The following is a 22,664-nucleotide window of genomic DNA, read 5'->3' as shown; positions in this document are numbered from 1 at the left end:
TATGGGGAATAACATGAAGAAACTTTTTAACTGGGTTCTAACCCATCCGAAATCGGTACTGCTTGTACTTGTGCTGGCGACAGTTCTCGCCGTCAGTCAGATGCGCCATATTTATATCGAAACCGACATGGATGCCATGTTGCCCAAACACAGTGATGCTTATATTAACAAGCAGGTGTTGGAAGAGCGTTTTGGCAGCACGGACCTGGTGATTGTCGGCATCATTAATGATGAAAAAGATGGCGTGTATAATACGGCTAGTCTGAAATTAATTCAGGAGTTAACCGACTGGCTGGCAGATCAACCTCACTTCCGCACATTGGCGCTTAATGATCTGCTCTCTCTGGCTACAATCAAAGATATTCGCGGCTCTGATGCTGGTTTGGATGTGGAAAAATTTATGGAGGATGTGCCGGAAACACAGGCTCAAATTGACCATCTGAAACAACGTATGCATGAATTCGGTGTTTATGAGGATGTGATTGTCTCTGCCGATGGCAGCGGTACCATTTTTGCAGTTCGACCTATGCCTGATTCGCGCCATCAATATGCCGAGATTTATGATTTGATGAAAGCCAAGGTGGCTGAGTTGGAGGCGCGTGGCGGTTCAGAGCGTTTCTATATCTCGGGACGCCCGGTAATCGAGGGCGTGTTTGGCGTGTATATGCCGGCAGAAATGAAGCGCATGCAGCCGATTGTGATGGCGCTGTTGCTGGTTTTATTGTTTCTCTCTTTCCGCACACCTCGCGGGGTACTCTTGCCGATTGCAGTGGTGTTGATGGCTGAGATCTGGACGCTGGGAACGATGGCTGCACTGGGTGCTCCGATCTATACCATTACCACCATGCTGCCGATCCTGATTCTGGCTATCGGTATTGCTGATGCCGTACATTTTCTCAGTCGCGAACGATTGCTGGCCCATCATCAGGCTTATGCTCATCACAAAGAGCGTATGGTTGAAGTGATGCACGAGCTGTGGAAGCCGATGCTGATGACGACGGTTACCACCGGTGTCGGTTTTCTATCTATGCTGGCTTCAGACCTGCCGCCAATTCGTGATTTCGGTATGTTTGCAGCTATCGGTATTATATATGCTCTGCTGATTACCATGCTGCTGTTACCCGCGGCACTGATGCTGCTGCCTGAAAAAGAAAAACATGCAGAGCGCAAACCATTGTTTTCGGCTTATGTGGAATGGCTGGGTGTAACTGTGTTAAAGCACCCTAAGCGCATTATGGCCTTCTTCGGGATACTGCTGGCTGTTTCTGTTTTCGGTGCGATGAAGCTGGATGTGAATGCATCACTGGTAGATCAATTCAAGCCGGGTGACCCATTGCGTCAGGCAGATGAAATGCTCAATGAGCACTTTTCCGGCACCACAAGTCTGGATGTGATGATTGATACAGGTCGTGAGAATGGTCTGCTGGAACCTGAGTTTCTGCAGCATTTGATCGATCTCCAGGATGAGATTGAAAAAGATCCTATGGTTGGCGACAGCTCATCCATTGCTGAGTTTCTACAGACAATGAATCAGGCACTGCATGCTGATGATCCGGCCTGGAATCGTGTCCCTGAAACATCAGATATGGCAGCTCAGTACCTGCTGCTCTATTCATTTTCCGGCGCACCCGATGATTTTGAGACCTTTATGACTGGCGATTATCGCCAGGCCCATATTCGGATCAATATGAAAACGGATGAAACCAAGGTGGTGGCTGCACTGTTGGGCAGGATGCAGGATAAAACTGACAACTGGTTCCCGGAAGATATGGGATACAAAGTGGAGTGGGCCGGTACCGGTTTCACAGTGCACCGTCTGTCTGAAATGATCATCGATGGTCAGATTGCCTCCCTTGCAACCTCTATACTTGCCATCTTCCTGCTCTGCTGGTGGATGTTCAAACGTCTGTTGATTGCAGCCATCGCCATGATTCCTGTGTCGCTCGCGGTCACTGTCAATTATGGCATGATGGGGAATATCGGTATCCCGCTTGATATAGCTACAGCTCTGACCGGAGCGATGGCTCTCGGAATCGGCGTCGATTTTGCCATCCATTATCTGCATCGTTACCACGAAGAGAGCGTGGCGGGGAACAGTTATGAGGATAGCGTTATCAATACTAACCGCAGTGTCGGCCATGCTATCCTGTTTAATACCTTTGTGGTTGTCGGTGGATTCCTGGTGTTGCTGACAGCAGCGCTTTATCCGCAGATGAAACTCGGCGCATTGATCGCAGCCACCATGGTGATCTGTTATCTGGCCACCTGTTATCTGTTCCCGGTATTGCTGGGGCTGGGTAAGGAAAAAATCAGGGTATGAGACGAATAGTTTTAATTGTTGCGGCGGCGTTGGCTTTTTCTTCTTCTGCCTTTGCAGCAGAATGGACAATGCATGGCAGTCTGAAAAATGAGACGGCTTATTTTGTTTCGGGTGAGAAGCGGCTGGATAAACTGCAGACTCGACTGGATTTGAAGCCGGAGGCTATCTTAAGTGATCGCTGGGAGTTTCGTGGCAGGCTGCTGGCCTGGTATGACGCAGCAATGGATGTTGAACAGACCAATGCCACAGATCTGACAACTGGTATCAAGAAGCACTATCGCACTTATCTGCAGAGTAAGGAGGCATATCTGCTCTACGGCGGTGATGCGTTTGATTTCCGTATTGGTCAGCAGCAGATCGTCTGGGGAAAGACTGACGGTCTGCGTATGCTAGATATCGTCAATCCGTTGGATATGCGCGAATTCATGCTCGATGATTTTCTCGACTCACGCATCGGTCTGTGGTCTGCACGGTTGAACTGGTATGCCGATATCGGCGGTTCTGAGCATGAGTTCGAATTTATTGTTATTCCCGATGCGCGGCCGGGAGAGTTTGCACCGGCTGGCTCACGCTGGGCTTTTGCCCTGCCTGCAACACCTGCCGGCATTGCTCTTGCCGTACAGCCTGGAGATGAACCTGGGTGGCGTCTTTCAGATGTTGAAGCCGGTCTGGCATGGCGTTCCAATCTCTCCGGCTGGGATTTGTCACTGAACTGGTTTTATGGCTGGAAAGATTCACCCAATATGCAGAAAAGCCTGACTCCGGGTCTGTTGACGCTGACACCGGTATACCAGCGCATGAATACAGTCGGTGGTTCTTTCTCCAATGCTTTCGGGGCACTGGTATTGCGCGGTGAAGTGGCGGTAAATATCGGTGAAGGTATCAATAGAACAGGTGTCACGCCTGCAACATCAATCGGCAGGGAAACAACAGTCAATGCTGCTTTCGGTCTGGACTACAACAAAAATAACTGGCGTATCAGCCCGCAGTTTTTTGTCCGTTATCTGCCGGGCTGGGACAAAAATGTGGTTGAAGATCAGGCCTCGGGTTTTGTCAGTCTGATGGTCTCTACCGATTACATGAATGAGAAACTGAAGCCGGAGATCATTGGTCTGTATGACTGGGCAGATGGCAGTTGGATGTTGCGTCCTAAAGTGTCTTATGAGTTCAGTGATCAGATTACTGCAAGGCTTGGTGGTGATGTGTTCGGTGGTGTGAACGGCTTCTTCGGTCAGTTTGATAAAAATGACCGAATTTACAGTGAGATTGAATACACCTTTTAAAGACCGGAGTGGATATGAAAAAGATCATGGTTCTGACAGTAGCAATGTTATTGACTGGAACAGCCTGGGCTGGTGACGGCTCATTGAAGCAAATCATGCAGCAGTTAGGTAAGGACTATTCCAGCCTTAACCATGCAATCCTGTTGAAAGATTTTGCCGGGGCGGCTCATTTTGCACATGCGATTGCCGATCACGACAAACCATCAATGGGCCAGCGTTTGAAAATCATGGGTGAGTTGGGCACGGAAATGTCAGCGTTTAAGAAAGCGGATGGCAGAGTACATGAGCTGGCGATTAAAATAGAAGAGGCTGCCAGGGCTAAGGATATGCCGCTGTTGATTCAGTCCCAGTCACAGATGCTCACTGCCTGCATGGCTTGCCATACCTCCTATCGCAGCCGAATTGTTAATCTGTTGGAATAAGTTAAGTCGTATGTGTGACAATCTGTCCAATTCAAAGGGGTATTGCATTTATCTATAATTTCTTATGTGAACTAATCCTGGAAAGGAGGTTAGCAATGAAACGAGAAATGTATTTGGCCATGATGGTGGCAATGCTTATGGGCATATCAGCCGGATCAACTGTTGCGTATTCTGCTGAGAGAGAGACTGTCTATGGGCGTGAGCTGATGACTGAGCAGGAGCGCAGTGAAGAGCGCCAGAAGATGCGTAGCATGAATGATGCAGAGCGCGAACAGTACCGCATTGAGAAGCATGAACGCATGAAAGAGCGTGCCAGAGAACAGGGGAAAGCGATTCCTGATGAAGTGGGCGAACACGGTCAGGGTATGGGTCAGGGGCGCAGAATGGGTGGCGGCCGAGGCCGTTAACCTGAGATATTGAATAACAGGCCCTGTATTTGCAGGGCCTGTTGGTATGCAGGATTCGATTATTCGATTAGCAGGATATGAACCCTCTACTGCACCATCAGGCTAAATTGATAGAATTAAGGAAGTTGTTACTACAGTCAGGGCAGATGCCATGGCTTATTTTTGGCAGGGCCGGGTGTTGAAAGAAGTCCCGTGCAGTGATTTCCTGTTCTATGGGTTGCCACTGCCCCTTGCTGTTCTTCAGGTCTCCGCAATAACTGCACATGGTGATAATATTGTCATCCGTGTTGCAAAGTTTCTGTACAATAGCCGGATCGCGTTTGATCTCATTTACCAGTTTAAATTGAACTTTCAGAAACTGATGTGGAAGTGGAATGATGCTGGCTTCAAGATGTCTAATGGTATCGAGAGCATCACAGTGGATCAGAAATGAAATAACCCGTTGTGCAGAGCGAACCTTTTTAAAAATCTTGGAATATATCATGCGGGTTTCAGCATCGCTGAATTGGCTCAGGATCGGTTTTCCTTGCAAGGCAGAAAATGAACATTCAGGCAGCCCTTCGTTTGCTGCGGCAAATGACTCCCATGTGGCGCTGACGTTAACTATCAGGTCGCTATCATCGATGTAGTAGAACCAAGTATCGGGTTCATGTGAATGTGATGAGTGGGCCTGTATGTCATCGTCCATTGTTAAGTAAGCTAAAGCCTTCTGTATTTATGCTCAAGAATTAAACAGGGCCTGCTGTAACGCAGGCCCTGTTTTTAGTAGCGCAACAAACGAGCTTTGATCCGATTGGCTTTTGCACTGAATTCAAACGTGGCAAGGCCTGAGAGAATCAACAGTGATCCAATGATGATTTCTACTGTCAGGGGTTCGTTGTTGAGTATATTGCCAAGGCCCAGTGCGCAGACCGGTGTAACAAGTGTCAGTAGTGCCACACGTGTTGCCTCCACCTTGCTCAACACATAATAGTACAGCGCAAAGCCAAGTACCGAACCAAGCAGTGCCAGGTAGGCGATAGAACCAGCTGTACGTGTGGAAAGCGCCTCGTCTGGCAACGATGCACCGCTTAATATCCATGTAAGCAGAAACAGCGGTGCCGCAAACAGCAAGCCGCCACTGGTCATGACGATAGCAGGTACTTCTGCATCAATACGTTTGATCCATACTGCACTGGCACAATGTACAGCCACTGATACAAGCATGCCGATCACACCGAGGGCGGCATGTTCATGAAGGCTGAAGCTGGTTGCAAAAATAACAACCAGTCCGGACAATCCCATCAACATGCCAGTCAGGCGTGAACGTGTCAGCTGTTCGCTGTCCAGCCACATGCGAGCCATGATTGCTGTGATGATTGGTGAAATGCCGAAGATGACTGAGATCCAGCCCGTTGGAATAAATTGTGCTGACCAGTAAACAGTAATCATGCCCCCGTAAATACCGAAGCCACTGGTCATGTAGGCCATTTTGGCGCGGCGGTGCCATTGCAGTCCGGAGCCGAGCAGGGCGGCAACCACCAGTGCCAGAATGGCACCGATCAGCATTCGACTGGTTACGCCGAACACAAAACCGACCTCTTCACTGCTCCATAATATGGCCAGTGGTGTGGTGCTCCAGATTATAATGACGCCTAAATACGCCGATGGCACGCTCATTTTTTCTCCCTTGGTATGCTGATTCGCATTGATTTGGATGCTCTTCCATGAGCATCAGATGAATTCACGGCCACAAAACAAAACGGCCACGGATTTATCAAAACCCGTGGCCGTTTCAGCAGCAGTATTAAAGGTGGTCCTTTAAATAATGAATACTCCGGGGCACAGGGAAGCAATTCGGCGAGCCACTAGCCAACCGAAAGGTGCAATCTTCTTATGTGCGTGGTGTTTATTCATAGCGGCGGAGTTTGCGGTGATGGTCCTGCGAGTCAAACAGCATTTATGCCGTTGTATCATTCAAGCACACCTGATGAGTGAGGGAGAAGATGCGGGTGCAAATAGTACGCTTGCGATTTGTTTGCAGGCGCCATTATAATCACAAATAGATAGTGGGCTACGCCTGAATGAAACGGAGGTTTGACGATGAGAAATGGTTTTATCATTGTATTGATTGGCTTGTTGATGATCCCCGTGGCCGGTTGCAGGACACAAAGTGACAGGGAACATGTGGGGTCTGTGGTTGGTGGTGCTATAGGCGGAGTGCTCGGATCTACTGTTGGAAAAGGGGTCGGGAGAACTGCAGCAATCGTTGCAGGCACTGTAGCTGGGTCATTGCTGGGTCGAGAAATTGCCAGGCAAGCTGATGAAGCACGCGCGCAGAGGGCGCTGGAATACAATTATGATGGCCAGTCAAGCAGCTGGAATAATCCGAATACAGGTGCGAATTTCACCACTACACCGACATCGACCTACCTGAATGCTGCTGGAGAGAATTGCCGTGAATATCAGCATGATATTTATATCGATGGAAAAAGGGAGAATGGACAAGGTACTGCTTGTCGGCAACCTGATGGTAGCTGGAGAATGATGGATTGATTGCTGGCCGATTATAACAGCGCGCCTTTCAGACGATGATATCCGGGCTTAATGAATGAGTCTGATTCCTAGTCTGGATACAGGCATTTGTATTGTCCCCGTAGATCTCATGCCAATTGAACTGCTCCACATTACGTAGCCAAGTATTGGTGTGAAGCTCCGGTTGTGTTGAAGGCGAAGCAGTACCTTATCACCACTGTTTATTAAGCCACAAACAGTCAATCCAACGCCGTTCGGTGAAAAATCATCCACATTATCCACTGAGAAGTGGCGATGGTCGGCACAAAGATAGAGCGTGCCTTTTTGGACCTCGTGCGGAGTGTTTCGGTCAGATCTTCGTTTTTCGGTATCCACAGTAATCTCCTGCTGAATCATTGTTAAGTCTATTGGTGCTATTATAGTCCAATATTTGTGGTTTCGCATTTTGAGCAGGAAAGGCCGGTGTGAAGCCAGAATGCTGAAGCGTTCAGGCAGATGGATGGGACAAGTGATCATCAGTTCGCGGAGCTATTCAGGGTTTCAGTTAACGCTCTTTTGTCGCCCATGCTTTGAGCAGGCGAATGCCGTCGGATTCAATGGCTATTGTTTTATTTTTATACAGAGCCCCGACTGCCTTTTTGTACATTTTTTTACTGATGCCAAACATAGCCATGATTTCTTCAGGATGACTTTTGTCAGTGACTGAAAGGAAGCCATCATTCTTTCTTAATTTCGTAATAATTAACTGCGAGACTTCGTCAGTTTTTTCGCTGGGTTTAAGATGCAGGCAGACATCGATGCGCTTATCTTCACGTATATGTTTGATGAAACCGGCCACGGTTTCGCCGCGTTTTAAATTGTGCGCCACCTCGGAGTGGTGCAGAAGGCCCCAGTGGGTATTATCAATTATGACCTGATAGCCAAGCTCGGAGCGGTTGGCTATAAACAGGTTGACGCTTTCTCCAACATCGAATTCGTCATCAGATTCACGGTATAGAAAGTCATCAAGCATGGCTGAGCCGACAATGCGATTACTGTTTTCATCGACAAACAGGCGTACCACATAGAGTTTGCCCTCTTCCATGCGCGGCTTTTGTTCAGAGTAAGGCACCAGTAAATCTTTCATGATGCCCCATTGAAGGAAGGCTCCCGTTTGATTGACAGCAACGGCTTTCAACAGTGCAAACTCTCCAACCATGGCATAAGGCTTTTCAGTGGTGGCAATCAGGCGGTCTTCGGAATCGCAATAGATAAACACTTCCAGTTCATCACCGATAGCGCACGGTACAGGCACATAGCGGATTGGCATCAGTATTTCGCCAAGATCACCACCATCAAGATAAACACCAAAATCCAGTTGTTTGACTACGCGCAGTGTGTTCAAGCGTCCGATTTCAGCCATATTATCTCCCTTGGTAATGAAGTACGCCCATGCTTGAATTAAAGCATGTGAATCATTCGGCAATCATAGGCATGGATGCATCATTTGCACATGTCCCGGATAAACTCTGCTGGCGCAAAGTATAAGAGAACGTAATCTTGGCAGATGTTTGGATTCCTGTTTGCGATTGCCTGCTGGGGCATATGGTACCTTACACCTGAGCGAGCCGATCTTCTGATTTATAGCCGGCAAGCTATTATCGATGGTGAGTGGTGGCGTTTATGGACTGCACAATTAACGCATGACAGTCAGCTACAGCTCACCATTGATTCTACGGCGCTATTTTTGCTCGGATTGCTTTTGAATCGATATGTTAAATTTCTGCATCTGCTGATCGCCTCTGTTTTTGCCATGCCGGTGATGATGTGGCTGCTGTTTTATTTTATGCCTGATGTAGAGGTGTATCGCGGTAGCACGGGGCTGGTAACGATGGTCTGGATGATGACCAGCTGGTTTCTGATTGTTGAGTGCAAATCACTTGTGCTCCGACTCTTTCTCGGATATCCGCTGCTGTTCATCCTGCTCGGAAAAATATGTATTGAGGGTCTGGCTGTCTGGACTACGTATGCGGTGGCAAGTGAAGATCTGCAGATATTATGGAGGATTCAGGGGGTCGGTGCGCTGCTGGGTGTTGCCCTGTTTACGCCTTTTGATCGAATCTATCTCGGAGCTCGTAAGATTAACCGCAAGCCCCGTGCACGTATGACGCCTGACGGTAAACCGATTCCCCTGCCTTTGAATGCACCTAGGCCACCAGCTGATGGAAAGAAATTACCTCCGTTAATTCCACGGCCCAAGCGATGATAGTTTGTCAGTCAGAGTATGTTACCGCTGTAAATGATGTAGACTTGCATCATGTTTGATTCTTCTTCTCGTATAGCTGTGGCGCTGGTGCATCATCCGGTTCTCAATCGTGGTGGAGATACTACGACCACTGCGATTACTTCCATTGATGTACATGATTTCGCCAGAAGCTGTGCTTTTTATGATGTGTCACCGGTTTATCTGGTACATCCTGCTGACGGCATGCATGCGCTGATTCACGATATGACCGATTACTATCTGAATGGTAAGGGGGGAGAGAGAAATCCCGCCCGCAAGGAGGTTCTCAGCGCCATTCGATGCGTTAAATCAATCGATCAGATTCTGGATGAAGATGATTATCAGCTCTGGTACACATCGGCGACACCTCCTGACGAGTCCTGCATCAATCCTTCAGAACTCAAGAATATCAACGGAAAACACCTGATTGTGCTCGGGACAGGCTGGGGTTTGGATGAGAAAAACATGCCAGATGCAAATGGATGGTTGTCACCAATCGAAGGTGTCGGTAAAGTGCGCCACCTTTCTGTCAGGGCTGCCTTGGCGATTTATCTGGATCGCCTTGCTATATAATGGAAAACAGACCCTGACTGGTTTGTGTTTGGAGGCAAGTAACAATGCGTGCATTGGATGATGTAACAAAAGATCAGCTGCGTGAAGATATCCCGTCATTCCGCGAGGGCGATACTGTCCGCGTGAATGTTCGTCTGATCGATTTTAAAGACACCAAGAATGGTGTGGTGAAGACCGAGCGTCTGCAGGCGTATGAAGGTGTTGTTATTGCCCGTCATAACAAAGGCATTTCAAGTTCTTTTACTGTGCGTAAAATTTCTAACAATGTGGGTGTTGAGCGTGTGTTCCCGCTGCATTCCCCAATGCTGGAAAGCATCACTGTAGTTCGCCATGGCCGTGTTCGTCGCGCCAAGCTGTACTACCTGCGTGCTCTGCGTGGTAAGGCTGCTCGTATCCGCGAGCGTCGTTTCTAAGCGAAGCTATTCAGCCTGAACAGGTGTCAGGATTGCAAAAGGGGAGCTTAGGCTCCCCTTTTTTTGTTTTTGAACGTTTTAAAAGGTCAATTTAAAGTAACGAACTTTCTACTTGGTTTCCGGTTGCTACTTCATAGGATACGGACATGACTGAACCGATTTCCTCCACTCACATTATTACACTGAAAGGACAGAATGCGCTGTCCGACTTTCGACGTGAAAAGCTGAATGCTGCATTTGCAGCTGCAGGTGTTTCTGTAGATGCGATAATTGCTGATTATATCCATATCGCTGAAGTGAATGACAGCTGGGCCTCTGAGGATACGGGACGTCTGGCCGAACTGCTCAATCATGCACCCGAACAGTTTACCTCACATGCGGCTGATGATCTGTTTGTTGTTGTGCCGCGCATCGGCACGATCAGCCCATGGTCATCAAAAGCAACCGACATCGCCGGCTTATGCGGACTTTCCGGTTTGCTAAGGCTTGAGCGTGGTATTGCTTACCATATTTCAGGTGTTTCTCACGATCAGCATGCCGCTGCCGCAGCGTTTTTGCATGATCGTATGACTGAATCGGTCCTGTCAGATGTAGATCAATTGCAACAGCTATTTGCCCATCATGCGCCTCAGCCACTGGTTACTATTGATGCTCTGGGTGGAGGGCGTTCGGCGCTGGAAGCGGCTAACCGTGAACTGGGGCTGGCTCTGGCTGAAGATGAAATTGATTATCTACTGGAGAATTTCATTGCGCTCGAGCGCAATCCCTCTGATGCCGAATTGATGATGTTTGCACAGGCCAATTCCGAACATTGCCGCCACAAGATTTTTAATGCTGACTGGGTGATCGATGGAGAGGAGCAGGAACGCTCTCTGTTTTCCATGATCCGCAATACGCATCAGCTTAACCCGGAAGGTACACTGGTGGCATACAGTGATAACTCATCGGTGATTGAGGGCGGGCAAGCCAAACGTTTCTATCCCGGCGTGGATGGTAAATATACGGCGCATGATGATGAGACCCATATTCTGATGAAGGTGGAGACCCATAATCATCCGACTGCTATTTCTCCGTTTGCGGGTGCGGCAACAGGTTCCGGCGGTGAAATCCGTGATGAAGGGGCAACCGGTGTCGGTTCCAAACCCAAGGCCGGTCTGTGTGGTTTCTCAGTATCCAACTTGCGGATTCCCGGCTTTGAACAGCCATGGGAGCAGGATTTCGGTAAGCCCGAACGTATTGTTTCAGCACTTGATATCATGATTGACGGTCCGATCGGTGCGGCCGCATTCAATAATGAATTCGGTCGTCCGAATCTTGCCGGTTATTTCCGCACTTATGAGCAGGATGTCGCCGGTGAGCTCAGGGGATATCACAAGCCGATCATGATTGCCGGTGGTGTCGGTAATATAGATGCGCGCCACGTGTATAAAAAAGAGGTGCCGGAAGGCAGTCTTATTATTCAACTTGGTGGACCCGCCATGCTGATTGGCCTGGGTGGTGGTGCGGCATCAAGTATGGACACCGGCGCCAATGCTGAATCACTCGACTTTGATTCAGTGCAGCGTGGAAACCCTGAGATGGAGCGCCGCTGCCAGGAAGTACTTGATCGCTGCTGTCAGATGGGAGATGAGAATCCGATTCTGTTTATTCACGATATCGGTGCAGGTGGTCTGTCCAATGCTGTACCTGAACTGATTGATGATGCATCTCGCGGTGGCTGGGTGGATCTTCGAGCTGTGCATAACATGGAGCCGGGCATGAGTCCGATGCAGATTTGGTGCAATGAAGCGCAGGAGCGTTATATGCTGGCGATCGCGCCTGAATCACGCGATCTGTTTACCGCCTTGTGTGAACGTGAGCGTTGCCTGTTTGCAGTGTTGGGTGAGGCGAAAGAGCAGCGTGACTTGGTGGTCAACGACCCTGAATTCGGTAATCAGCCGGTGAACCTTCCGCTTGATGTTTTGCTTGGTAAACCACCGAAAATGGTCCGTGATGTGAGCCATAAAGATGCTGTCAGTGTACCGCTTGATTTAACTTCGGTCGATCTGAAAGAGGCTGCTGAACGTGTGTTGAGATTGCCCTCTGTTGCCAGTAAAGAGTTTCTGATCACGATCGGAGATCGTTCAATTACAGGGCTTGTGGCGCGGGATCAGATGGTTGGTCCATGGCAGGTGCCTGTGGCTGATGTGGCGGTTACAGCCACCGATTATACGAACTATACCGGTGAAGCGATGTGTATGGGTGAGCGTACACCGATTGCGGTGCTGGATGCAGCCGCATCCGGTCGTATGGCAGTGGGTGAGGCGCTAACCAATGTTACTGCTGCAGCAATTGCTAAAATCGGTGATATAAAACTTTCGGCCAACTGGATGGCGGCCTGTGGTCACGATGGTGAAGATGCGCGCCTCTACGATACTGTTAAAGCGGTAGGTATGGAGCTGTGCCCCGAACTCGGCATCTCTATTCCGGTGGGTAAGGATTCTCTTTCCATGAAGTCGGTATGGCAGGATGGGGATGAGAAGCGTGAAATGACTTCACCGCTTTCCCTGATCGTTTCTGCATTTGCACCGGTGAGCGATATTCGTAAAACACTTACACCGGAATTAAAGCTGGATCAGGGTGATTCTGATCTGATTCTGATTGATTTGGGAGAGGGTAAAAATCGTCTGGGCGGTTCGGCTCTGGCGCAGGTTTATGGTACTACTGGCGAAGCGGTTGCCGATGTGAATTCTCCGGCACTGCTGAAGGCATTCTTTGAGGCCGTGCAAACGCTGAACCAGAAAGGGCTACTGCTGGCTTATCATGATCGTTCTGATGGTGGCCTGTTTACCACCTTGAGTGAAATGGCTTTCGCTGCACGCTGTGGTTTGAAAATTCATCTTGAAACACTGGCCGGGGATGCACTTTCAGCGCTGTTTAATGAAGAACTGGGAGCCGTGCTGCAGGTTCGCAGGAGTGACCGTGAGGCCGTACTGGCTGAACTGGCCAAGACAAGTCTGCTCCACACCGTTCAGGTAATCGGGCACCCACGAACTGATGGTCAGATTGTGTTGCAGGAAAACGAACAGGTTCTGTTTACTTCACATGTTCAGGACTTGCAGCAGATATGGGCTGAGACGAGCTTCCGTATGCAGGCGTTGCGTGATAACCCTGATTGTGCAAAAGAGGCATTTGACGTGATTGCTGATCGTAATGCCAGAGGGTTGGTTGCCGATCTTGGCTTTGATCCATCTGAAGATATCTGTGCACCATATATTCATAGTTCACGGCCAAAAATGGCAGTGCTCAGGGAACAGGGTGTAAATGGTCAGATTGAGATGGCGGCCGCATTTGATCGCGCCGGTTTTGACTGCACCGATGTGCACATGTCTGATGTCATTGCAGGGCGGACAGGCCTGGCTGATTTTCAGGGGCTTGTGGCTTGTGGTGGTTTCTCGTTCGGGGACGTGTTGGGTGCCGGGCGTGGCTGGGCAAATTCGGTAATGTTCAATGCGCGTGCGCGTGATCAGTTCGATGCATTTTTCCATCGTGCTGATACATTTGCACTTGGCGTTTGTAATGGCTGTCAGATGATGTCCGGTCTGAAAACTATAATTCCGGGTGCTGAAAATTGGCCGAGTTTTGAACGCAATCGATCTGAACAGTTTGAAGCGCGACTGTTGCAGGTCGAAGTGCTCGATTCACCATCGCTTTTTCTTTCCGGCATGGCTGGTTCAAAGTTGCCGCTGGTGGTTGCACATGGTGAAGGAAGGGCTGAATTTGCAACGGCTGATCAGCAAAATAATGCCATCGCAGCCCTGCGTTATCTTGGCCCTGACGGGCAGGCTGCAAGTGTTTATCCACATAACCCGAACGGGTCGCCAGATGGTCAGACCGGTTTTACTACAGCCGATGGACGATTCACGATTATGATGCCGCATCCGGAGCGTTTGTTCCGTACGACGCAATATTCCTGGGCGCCGGATGCCTGGGCTGAAGATGGGCCATGGTTGCGCATGTTCCGTAATGCACGGAAGTGGTTAGATTAATAGCTTTTAACTGGCGTGAGGCAAGGTGTTCTGCTAACTTGCCGACCCGTCATGACTAATAATACTCGATTTGTTTTTGTAACCGGCGGGGTGGTCTCATCACTCGGCAAAGGTATCGCCGCTGCAAGCCTTGCAGCTCTATTTGAAGCACGTGGTCTCAAGGTCACGATGCAGAAGCTCGACCCCTACATAAATGTAGATCCCGGAACTATGAGCCCGTTCCAGCATGGCGAAGTATATGTGACCGATGATGGGGCGGAAACCGACCTCGATTTGGGGCATTACGAGCGTTTTACCCATGCAACCATGTCCAAGCGTTCCAATTTTACCACTGGTCGTATTTACGAATCTGTGATTCGTCGTGAGCGTCGTGGTGATTATCTCGGTGCTACGGTGCAGGTGATTCCGCATATTACCGATGCAATCAAGAATGCCATTCTCTCGCTTCGTTCTGAGGATGTGGATGTGGCTCTGGTTGAGATTGGCGGCACAGTTGGTGATATTGAATCACAGCCTTTCCTGGAAGCTATCCGTCAGCTGCGTTTTGATCTTGGCCGTGAAAATACAGCCTATATTCACCTGACGCTGTTGCCGTATATCGCATCTGCAGGCGAAATTAAATCCAAACCAACGCAGCATTCGGTGAAGCAATTGCGTGAAATCGGTATCCAGCCGGATGTACTGCTGTGTCGTTCGGAGCATCCGATTCCTAAGGGGCAGAAAGATAAAATTGCCCTGTTCTGTAATGTGGACCGGGAAGCTGTGATTGATGCCCCTGATGTGGATACCATTTACGGCGTGCCGCTGAAGTTACGTGAAGGTGGTCTGGGTTCTGCTGTGCTGAAGCATTTCCACATGGATGACCCAGAACCTGATCTGTCTACCTGGGAAGATATTTGCCGCAGAATTCGTGAGCCGGAACAAGAGATTACCATTGCCATGGTGGGCAAATATGTTGAGCTGGCAGATGCCTATAAGTCGGTCAATGAGTCACTGATTCATGGCGGTATGGCTAACTCCGTTCGTGTTAAAATCGAATATTTCGATGCGGAAGCGTTGGAAAAAACAGGTACTGATTGCCTGAGTGATATGGATGGTATTCTGGTTCCCGGCGGTTTTGGTGAACGCGGCACTGAAGGCAAAATTGCGGCAATTCAATATGCGCGAGAGAATAAGGTGCCGTATCTCGGTATCTGCCTTGGTATGCAGTTGGCCGTGATTGAATTCGCACGTAATGTGGCAGGCCTTGCAGGTGCAATCAGTAGTGAGTTTAATGAGAGGGCTGAGCATCCGGTGATTGCTTTGATGACCGAGTGGGAGCAAGAAGGCGGCCGTGTTCAGCGTAGTGTTGATAGTGATCTTGGTGGTACCATGCGTTTGGGTGGTTATCCGTGTAAGGTGATTGAAGGAACCAATGCTTATGCTGCTTATGGCAAGCCTGAGATTCGTGAACGTCACCGTCATCGTTATGAGTTTAACAACACTTATCGCGAACAGCTTGAACAGGCGGGGCTGATTGTGTCCGGTACACTGCCGGATGATTCACTGGTTGAAATGGTTGAGGTGTCAGATCATCCGTGGTTTGTGGCTTGTCAGTTTCATCCCGAGTTTCTTTCTCGTCCGTATGCACCGCATCCTTTGTTTGCCGCCTTTGTCGGAGCAAGTAAAGAGAAGGCTGCAGTATGACAGATGCCTGCGTAAACGTTGGTGATATCACTATTGCCAATAACCTGCCACTGGTACTGTTTGCCGGTCCTTGCGTTATTGAGGGTGAAGATTTCTCTCTGCAGGTAGCTGAAAGAATTGCCGCTATTGCTGAGTCATGTGGTGTGCCTCTGGTATTTAAATCCAGCTTTGATAAGGCTAATCGTACCAGTAAAGACGGTTTTCGTGGTCCGGGTCTGCAAGAAGGTTTGCGAATTCTGCAGCGTGTGAAGGATGAACTGGGTTTGCCTGTGATAACCGATATCCATGAAGTGGATCAGGTCGAAGCAGTAGCTGAAGTCGCCGATATAATGCAGACACCTGCATTCTTATGCCGCCAGACCGATTTCATCGATGCCGTTGCACGTGCCGGGAAACCAGTGAATATCAAAAAGGGTCAGTTTCTGGCACCCTGGGATATGAAACATGTGCTGGAAAAAGCACAGGCGACTGGAAATGATCAGATTATGCTGTGCGAACGTGGTGCGAGTTTCGGTTACAATAATCTTGTTTCCGATATGCGCTCTCTGCTGGTGATGAAAGAGTTCGGTGCTCCGGTTGTGTTTGATGCAACGCATTCAGTTCAGCAACCGGGTGGCCTCGGCGGTGCAACCGGCGGAAATCGTGAATATGTGCCCGGATTGAGTCAGGCAGCTGTAGCTACAGGTGTCGCAGCACTATTTATGGAAGTGCACCCTGATCCTGATAAAGCAAAATCTGATGGTCCCAATTCGCTGGCGCTGGCTGATTTGGCCGCTTTACTGAAACGTTTGAAACGGATTGATGAGGTCGTTAAAGAAAATTAAGCCTGTTAGTCCAGGATGGACGGTTCAGGTTCAATGTTATAAATGAAAAGAAAGATGTTCGGCATGGGGTCGGACACAGGAGAAAGAAGTGAGTGAAATTGTAAATATCCATGGACGTGAAATTTTTGATTCGCGTGGCAATCCGACTGTAGAGGTCGATGTGAAACTGGCCAGCGGTGCTTTTGCACGTGCTGCCGTTCCAAGTGGTGCATCCACTGGCGCCCGCGAAGCCGTGGAACTGCGCGACGGTGATCGTCGCCTTGGCGGTAAAGGTGTTAAGAAGGCCGTTGCCAATGTAAATGATGATATAACTGTTGCTGTTCAGGGCATGGATGCTGCTGATCAGGAAGCTGTTGATAGCAAGTTGATTGAACTTGATGGTACGGCAAATAAAGGACGTCTGGGTGCCAATGCAATTCTTGGCGTATCCATGGCTGTGGCGAAAGCACAGGCTGTTGAGAATGGAGAGTCTCTATTCCGCTATCTGGGTGGTAACGACGCAACACTGATGCCTGTTCCATGCATGAACGTCATCAATGGCGGTTCACACGCTGATAACAGTATTGATTTTCAGGAGTATATGATTGCTCCGGCTGGTGCATCGAGCTTTGCTGAAGCCATGGATATGGGCGCGGAAGTATTTCATGCGCTTCAATCCGTGTTGAAGAAGGGTGGCCATATCACTGCAGTTGGTGATGAAGGTGGCTTTGCCCCGAATCTCGGTTCCAATGAAGAGGGTATTACCGTTATTCTGGAAGCCATTGAAAATGTTGGCCTGAAAGCCGGCTCCGATATTGTACTCTGCTCTGACATGGCCGCTTCCGAGTTCTGCTTTGATGGCACCTATATCCTTGCTGGAGAAGGCAATCGTAAGCTGGATTCGGCCGGGATGGTTGATCTGATAGATTCACTGTGTCGTCAATATCCGATCGTTTCGATTGAAGATGGTCTGGATGAGAATGACTGGGATGGCTGGAAGCTGTTAACTGAAAAGACCGGTGATCGTGTACAGTTGGTGGGTGATGATCTGTTTGTAACCAACCCTGAGATCCTCAAGGAAGGTATTGAGAAGGGCATTGCCAATGCACTGTTGGTGAAAGTGAACCAGATTGGCACATTGAGCGAAACGATTGCGGCTGTGAACATGGCACATGATGCCGGGTATCGCTGCATGATGAGTCATCGCTCCGGTGAAACTGAAGATACTACAATTGCAGACCTGGCTGTGGCTCTCTCTTGCGGTCAGATTAAAACCGGTTCTGCTTCACGCTCTGATCGTATGGCTAAATACAATCAATTACTGCGTATCGAAGAAGAGCTGGGAAGTGCTGCCCGTTATGCGGGGCGCGACGCTTTTTCACGTAAGTCCTGATCCGGCAGAAGAGTCTGTGAGATGGTTCGCTCAATAGGTCGGTGGCTCTACTGGGCTCTCGGCGGAGCTCTGCTGGCTTATATGTGCTGGAACCTGATTTTTTCTGATCATGGCTATCTGGTCTACCGTGAGGAGGCTGTTCAGTTACAGGCATTGAAAGCGGAGCTCGTTACGCTGAAGGCTGACAGGGAACGCCTGGCACAGGAGATCCTGCGTCTGCGTGATGATCCCAAGGCGTTGGAGGAGTTGATTCATCGTGAGTTGGGTTATGTTTATCCGGACGAATTTATGGTGATCATGCCCGAGAACAAGCTAGATAAAGGTAAGAGTGAGTAGACTATGAGTCAGGTTGTTACCCGATTTGCGCCATCGCCAACCGGATTGTTACATCTGGGTAATGTGCGCACAGCATTGCTTAATTGGCTGTATGCCAGAAAACACGGTGGTCGTTTCCTGCTACGCTTTGAGGATACAGATCAGGATCGTTCCCAGATTGAGTATAGTGATGCTATCAAGGCTGATCTGAGCTGGCTGGGGCTGGAGTGGGATGGAGACGTACTGTTTCAGTCCGGACATGCAGGTAAACATGGTGAGGCTTTAAAAAGGCTGGCAGAGCAGGGGATGGCTTACCGCTGTTTCTGTTCTGAATCCCAGTTGAGCCTGGATCGCAAGCTGGCTACTTCGCGTGGTTTGCCACCGCGATATGTCGGGCGTTGCCGTGAATTGGGCTGTGATGAAGCGGAAGAGCGTGCTGAGCATGAATCGTATGTATGGCGTCTGGCGATCCATGCCAAAGAGGGTGAAGTAAAGGTTCCCGATCTTTTGCATGGTCAGGTGACGTTCGCCCGACGCGATCTGGATGACCCTGTGGTGGTCAGGTCAGACGGCAGCTTTACATTTCTGTTGCCGAATGCCGTGGATGATGCTGTGGACGGCATTACCCACGCTTTACGTGGTGATGATCACCTGACCAACTCGGCATATCAGGTCTGGCTGCTAGAACGGCTGGGTTATCAGGCTCCGATATATCTGCATCATGGCCTGTTATTGGGTCAGGATGGAGCCAAACTGTCCAAACGTAGTGGTAGTCACAGTGTTGCTGAATTGCGAGAGGAAGGACTGCTTCCCGGAGCTCTGGTGCAGGCCATGGGCCGGTTGGGGCATCCGAATATGCCGGATGAGGCACACTGTGCAGATGAACTGGCTCTGCATCTGGATGAAGAGCATATCTCCACCAGTTCTGTACGCTGGTCGGATGAAGAGATGTGGCGCTGGCATACACGCCTGTTGCATGAACTCGATAGTGAGTTGTTGATTCCTCTGCTGTTGCCGCATGTTCCGGAAACCAGTCATGATCGTCTGGCTTCGTTTGCCAGCCTGATTGAAAAAAATCTGGAGCGGGTGGAAGACGCAGCACTGTTTCAGCGTCTGCTTGATGTACAGGCCCCCCTTGAAGCGGAAGCACTGCCTGTAGTCCATGAGGCAGGAGCTGAATTTTATCAACATGCGCTGGATGCCTGGCATGCCAACCCTGACTGGAAAAGCTGGACCTTTGCTGTGAAAGAGAAAACTGGCAACAAGGGCAAGGCCCTGTTTATGCCGCTGCGTGTTGCGCTCAGTGGTGCCCTGCATGGTCCCGAGATGTCTGAAGTTGTGTCATTTCTTGGATACGCTGGCATTGTGGAAAGAATCGAATGCGCTATCTCTGAATGTGCGAAGGGGCAGGCGGAAACATGAGTTTGTATGTATATAATACACTGAGTCGGACGAAGGAACGTTTTGAGCCATTGCATGCAGGTAAAGTGGGCATGTATGTCTGCGGGGTTACAGTTTATGACTATTGTCATGTAGGACATGCCCGTGTGATGGTTGTGTTTGATATTATCAATCGCTGGTTCAAAAAAACTGGATATGAAGTGAATTATGTGCGCAACTTCACCGATGTGGATGACAAAATCATCAAGCGTGCCGGTGAGCGTGGTATCGACATCAATAGCCTTACCAATGAAATGATCGAAGCATTTTATACAGATGCGGATGCGCTTGGTTGCCTGCGCCCTGAGCATGAGCCGCGTGCTACCACGCATATGGATGAGATGCTTGCCATGATTCAGGCACTTGTCGACAAGGGGCATGCCTATGTTTCCGAATCAGGAGATGTGTTGTATGCGGTGCGTGAATTTGATGGTTACGGACAGCTCTCAGGCAAGAATATTGATGAACTGGAGTCGGGTTCACGTGTCGGTGTAGATGAAAAGAAACGCGACCCGCTGGATTTCGTATTGTGGAAAATGGCCAAGGAAGGTGAACCTGCCTGGGCCTCACCCTGGGGTAATGGCCGTCCGGGTTGGCATATTGAGTGCTCGGCCATGAGTTGCTCTCATTTGGGTGATACCTTTGATATCCATGGTGGCGGCATGGATCTGAAATTTCCACATCATGAAAATGAAATTGCCCAGGCAAAAGCTGCAAATGGTGGTGGCTTCGCGCGCTACTGGTTGCATAACGGTTTTGTGAATATCAATGCAGAGAAAATGTCTAAATCACTGGGTAACTTTTTTACCATACGTGAGGTGCTTGAACGTTATCATCCTGAAGTGTTAAGGATGTTCATGCTTGGTACGCATTACCGTTCACCATTGGATTTCTCTGATCAGGCTCTGGATGTGGCCAGAACAGGCCTTGATCGACTGTATGAAACCAGCAAGCGTTTGGCCGAGCAGGATGTAAGCGAAACAGAATTGCCCGAAAAATTTATTGCAGTGATGAATGATGATTTTAATACGCCTGAAGCACTCGCTGAGATGTTTGAATATAGCAGAGCTATCAATAAAGCCCTTGATGCAGGAGAAGATATCAGCCTGATCGCAGGTCAGTTTAATCAGATGGCTTCGGTTCTCGGTATTCTGCAGCACTCTTCACATGAGTGGTTCCAGGGTGGTGATGTTGATGGAGATGCCATTGAGGCTTTGATTGCCGAACGCAGCCAGGCGAAAAAGGCGCGTGACTTTGCACGTGCAGATGCCATTCGTGATGAATTGGCAGGGCAGGGCATTGTATTGGAAGATACGGCAGCCGGCACCACCTGGAAGAAGATCTGAACCGGGTTTTGAAACGCAGCTGCAAGCAATAAAAAAAGAGGCCGAAAGGGCCTCTTTTTTATTCGAGTTTGTCCCGTCCTGAAATAAGTTGACAGTAAAAGGACTTATTTATGGAGAAGGTAGAAACAGCAAGGCGTAGACGTAGTCAGCGTGATTATTCGTTGACCTTTAAATTGAGCGTAGTCGAGCAGGTTGAACAAGGGGAACTGACCTGTAGACAAGCTCAGGGTCGTTACGGCATTCAGGGCAAAAGCACCGTTTTGGTATGGTTGCGTAAACATGGTAAGTTGGACTGGTCTCACTCAAGGAGTCGTCCGATGCCCAAGTCAAAAGAAACCCCTGCACAAACAATCAAGCGGTTGGAGAAGGAACTGGAAGATGAACGCCAGCACACCCTTCTTTTGAACAGAATGATCGATATTGCAGATAGTCAGTACGGAACATCTATCCGAAAAAAGTTGGCATCCAGGCCACCCGAGAACTCCAGGAAGAAGGATCGGTGAGTCTGGCGAAGTCTTGTCGTTTTATGGGGGTATCGCGTCAATCTCTCTATCAGGCGGAACAGCGTCACCAGCAAAGAGAGACTGGCCTTGAGCCAGTCAAAGCGATGGTTCAGGAGATCAGGAAGCGCTTGCCTCGTTTGGGAACACGCAAGCTATACCATCTGATCAAGCCTGAGTTGCTTGAGGCAGGCATCAAACTTGGACGTGATGGCCTGTTCGGGTATTTGCGCCGACAGAGGATGTTGATCGCCCCGAAACGCAGCTATACCAAGACGACAGATAGTAAACACTGGATGAAAAAACATCCGAACTTGCTGGCTAATCTGGAGATTCACCATCCGGAGCAAGTGTTGGTCAGTGACATTACATATCTGGAAAGCGATGAGGGTGTACATTATCTCTCACTCGTTACAGATGCCTGTTCGCGTAAAATCATGGGACATGAACTAAGCCATGATCTGAGGGCTGTTCATCCGAATGCAGCGTTAAAGCAGGCAATAGCACAGCGAGTGGCGGATCACCCAATGATTCATCACTCGGATCGGGGTGTGCAGTATTGCTCGGCTACATATCAGGAGACGTTATCAAAACATCACATTCAGCCATCGATGACGGATGGATATGATTGTTATCAGAATGCGTTGGCGGAGCGTGTGAACGGCATACTGAAACAGGAGTTCCTGTTATACCGGTGTAAAACCTTTGAGAAACTTAAAAGGTTGGTGGATGAATCCGTTGATGCTTACAATCGACTCAGACCGCACCTCAGCCTGAGTGTTATTCAGCGTTCAAAATTGACCCCCTAGAGGGGTAAATCAGCGTCCAAATTTGACCCCCCTGTAGTATCCCCAGCTAATGATTTAGTTGGAGGAAAAAACAGGAGTGATCACAGTGGAAACGAAAGCAAAAGTAAGGCGGGATTTTTACGTCCATAAGAAGAGCATCAAACAGATTG

19 protein-coding genes are annotated in these 22,664 nt (G+C 49.2%); 16 read left to right on the top strand and 3 right to left on the bottom strand.

Annotated elements, in window-relative coordinates; translation table 11 throughout:
• The first annotated feature begins 13 nt into the window (after positions 1–13).
• The 4 genes from MMIC_RS10930 (at position 14) to MMIC_RS10915 (ending at position 4,432) form a co-directional block, all read left to right on the top strand.
• Positions 14–2,320: an efflux RND transporter permease subunit gene (locus tag MMIC_RS10930; protein WP_072660516.1), complete on the top strand. Its 2,307-nt coding sequence runs from the start codon at positions 14–16 to the stop codon at positions 2,318–2,320.
• Positions 2,317–3,603 (top strand): DUF1302 family protein, encoded by a 1,287-nt coding sequence (locus MMIC_RS10925; RefSeq protein WP_072660515.1) that lies wholly within the window; start codon positions 2,317–2,319, stop codon positions 3,601–3,603. The genes MMIC_RS10930 and MMIC_RS10925 overlap by 4 nt, the downstream gene beginning before the upstream one ends.
• A gap of 14 nt (positions 3,604–3,617) precedes the next feature.
• Positions 3,618–4,025, top strand: a complete 408-nt coding sequence (locus tag MMIC_RS10920) for a cytochrome c (RefSeq protein ID WP_072660514.1) — start codon at positions 3,618–3,620, stop codon at positions 4,023–4,025.
• Positions 4,026–4,120: 95 nt separating this feature from the next.
• The gene (locus tag MMIC_RS10915) at positions 4,121–4,432 is read left to right on the top strand and encodes a hypothetical protein (protein ID WP_083530574.1); all 312 of its coding nucleotides are present in this window, start codon (positions 4,121–4,123) and stop codon (positions 4,430–4,432) included.
• A 97-nt stretch (positions 4,433–4,529) separates the two neighbouring features.
• Here the strand turns inward: MMIC_RS10915 and MMIC_RS10910 are convergent, their stop codons facing one another.
• Positions 4,530–5,120: a hypothetical protein gene (locus tag MMIC_RS10910; protein WP_072660513.1), complete on the bottom strand. Its 591-nt coding sequence runs from the start codon at positions 5,118–5,120 to the stop codon at positions 4,530–4,532.
• A 74-nt stretch (positions 5,121–5,194) separates the two neighbouring features.
• On the bottom strand, positions 5,195–6,091 hold the full coding sequence (locus MMIC_RS10905) for a DMT family transporter (protein ID WP_072660512.1): 897 nt from the start codon (positions 6,089–6,091) through the stop codon (positions 5,195–5,197).
• A 423-nt stretch (positions 6,092–6,514) separates the two neighbouring features.
• Here MMIC_RS10905 and MMIC_RS10900 point away from each other — a divergent pair, with 423 nt between their 5' ends.
• Positions 6,515–6,967: an RT0821/Lpp0805 family surface protein gene (locus MMIC_RS10900; protein ID WP_072660511.1), complete on the top strand. Its 453-nt coding sequence runs from the start codon at positions 6,515–6,517 to the stop codon at positions 6,965–6,967.
• A gap of 523 nt (positions 6,968–7,490) precedes the next feature.
• Here MMIC_RS10900 and MMIC_RS10895 read toward each other — a convergent pair.
• Positions 7,491–8,348: a CvfB family protein gene (locus MMIC_RS10895; RefSeq protein ID WP_072660510.1), complete on the bottom strand. Its 858-nt coding sequence runs from the start codon at positions 8,346–8,348 to the stop codon at positions 7,491–7,493.
• Positions 8,349–8,492: 144 nt separating this feature from the next.
• On the opposite strand from MMIC_RS10895, the gene MMIC_RS10890 reads away from it, so the two are divergent.
• From MMIC_RS10890 to MMIC_RS10840, 11 genes are all read left to right on the top strand, one after another.
• Complete coding sequence (locus MMIC_RS10890) at positions 8,493–9,191, top strand: rhomboid family protein (RefSeq protein WP_072660509.1); 699 nt, start codon at positions 8,493–8,495, stop codon at positions 9,189–9,191.
• Positions 9,192–9,242: 51 nt separating this feature from the next.
• Positions 9,243–9,782, top strand: a complete 540-nt coding sequence (locus tag MMIC_RS10885; RefSeq protein ID WP_072660508.1) for an RNA methyltransferase — start codon at positions 9,243–9,245, stop codon at positions 9,780–9,782.
• A 44-nt stretch (positions 9,783–9,826) separates the two neighbouring features.
• Positions 9,827–10,195, top strand: coding sequence for a 50S ribosomal protein L19 (rplS, locus tag MMIC_RS10880; protein ID WP_072660507.1), 369 nt, complete (start codon positions 9,827–9,829; stop codon positions 10,193–10,195).
• Between the two features lie 146 nt (positions 10,196–10,341).
• Positions 10,342–14,223: a phosphoribosylformylglycinamidine synthase gene (gene purL, locus MMIC_RS10875; protein ID WP_072660506.1), complete on the top strand. Its 3,882-nt coding sequence runs from the start codon at positions 10,342–10,344 to the stop codon at positions 14,221–14,223.
• A 51-nt stretch (positions 14,224–14,274) separates the two neighbouring features.
• Positions 14,275–15,909, top strand: a complete 1,635-nt coding sequence (gene pyrG, locus MMIC_RS10870; RefSeq protein ID WP_072660505.1) for a CTP synthase — start codon at positions 14,275–14,277, stop codon at positions 15,907–15,909.
• A complete protein-coding gene (gene kdsA, locus MMIC_RS10865; RefSeq protein ID WP_072660504.1) occupies positions 15,906–16,733 on the top strand; it encodes a 3-deoxy-8-phosphooctulonate synthase in 828 nt (275 codons plus the stop codon). Before pyrG ends, kdsA begins: the two co-directional genes overlap by 4 nt.
• An 88-nt stretch (positions 16,734–16,821) precedes the next feature.
• Positions 16,822–18,105, top strand: coding sequence for a phosphopyruvate hydratase (eno, locus tag MMIC_RS10860; protein WP_072660503.1), 1,284 nt, complete (start codon positions 16,822–16,824; stop codon positions 18,103–18,105).
• A gap of 21 nt (positions 18,106–18,126) precedes the next feature.
• A complete protein-coding gene (locus tag MMIC_RS12490; RefSeq protein WP_083530573.1) occupies positions 18,127–18,441 on the top strand; it encodes an FtsB family cell division protein in 315 nt (104 codons plus the stop codon).
• A 3-nt stretch (positions 18,442–18,444) separates the two neighbouring features.
• The gene (gene gltX / locus MMIC_RS10855; protein WP_083530572.1) at positions 18,445–19,842 is read left to right on the top strand and encodes a glutamate--tRNA ligase; all 1,398 of its coding nucleotides are present in this window, start codon (positions 18,445–18,447) and stop codon (positions 19,840–19,842) included.
• Positions 19,839–21,206 (top strand): cysteine--tRNA ligase, encoded by a 1,368-nt coding sequence (gene cysS, locus MMIC_RS10850; RefSeq protein ID WP_072660502.1) that lies wholly within the window; start codon positions 19,839–19,841, stop codon positions 21,204–21,206. The genes gltX and cysS overlap by 4 nt, the downstream gene beginning before the upstream one ends.
• A 110-nt stretch (positions 21,207–21,316) precedes the next feature.
• Positions 21,317–22,515, top strand: a protein-coding gene (locus MMIC_RS10840; RefSeq protein ID WP_227819489.1) for an IS3 family transposase whose coding sequence is annotated in 2 segments (ribosomal slippage) — positions 21,317–21,668 and positions 21,668–22,515 — 1,200 coding nt in all. Because the reading frame shifts where the segments join, the coding sequence is not laid out codon by codon here.
• Positions 22,516–22,664: the final 149 nt, after the last annotated feature.

Source organism: Mariprofundus micogutta (assembly GCF_001895085.1).
Taxonomy (GTDB): domain Bacteria; phylum Pseudomonadota; class Zetaproteobacteria; order Mariprofundales; family Mariprofundaceae; genus Mariprofundus; species Mariprofundus micogutta.
Note: the sequence above shows the minus strand (reverse complement) of the source record. Positions and strands in the feature narration are given on the sequence as shown.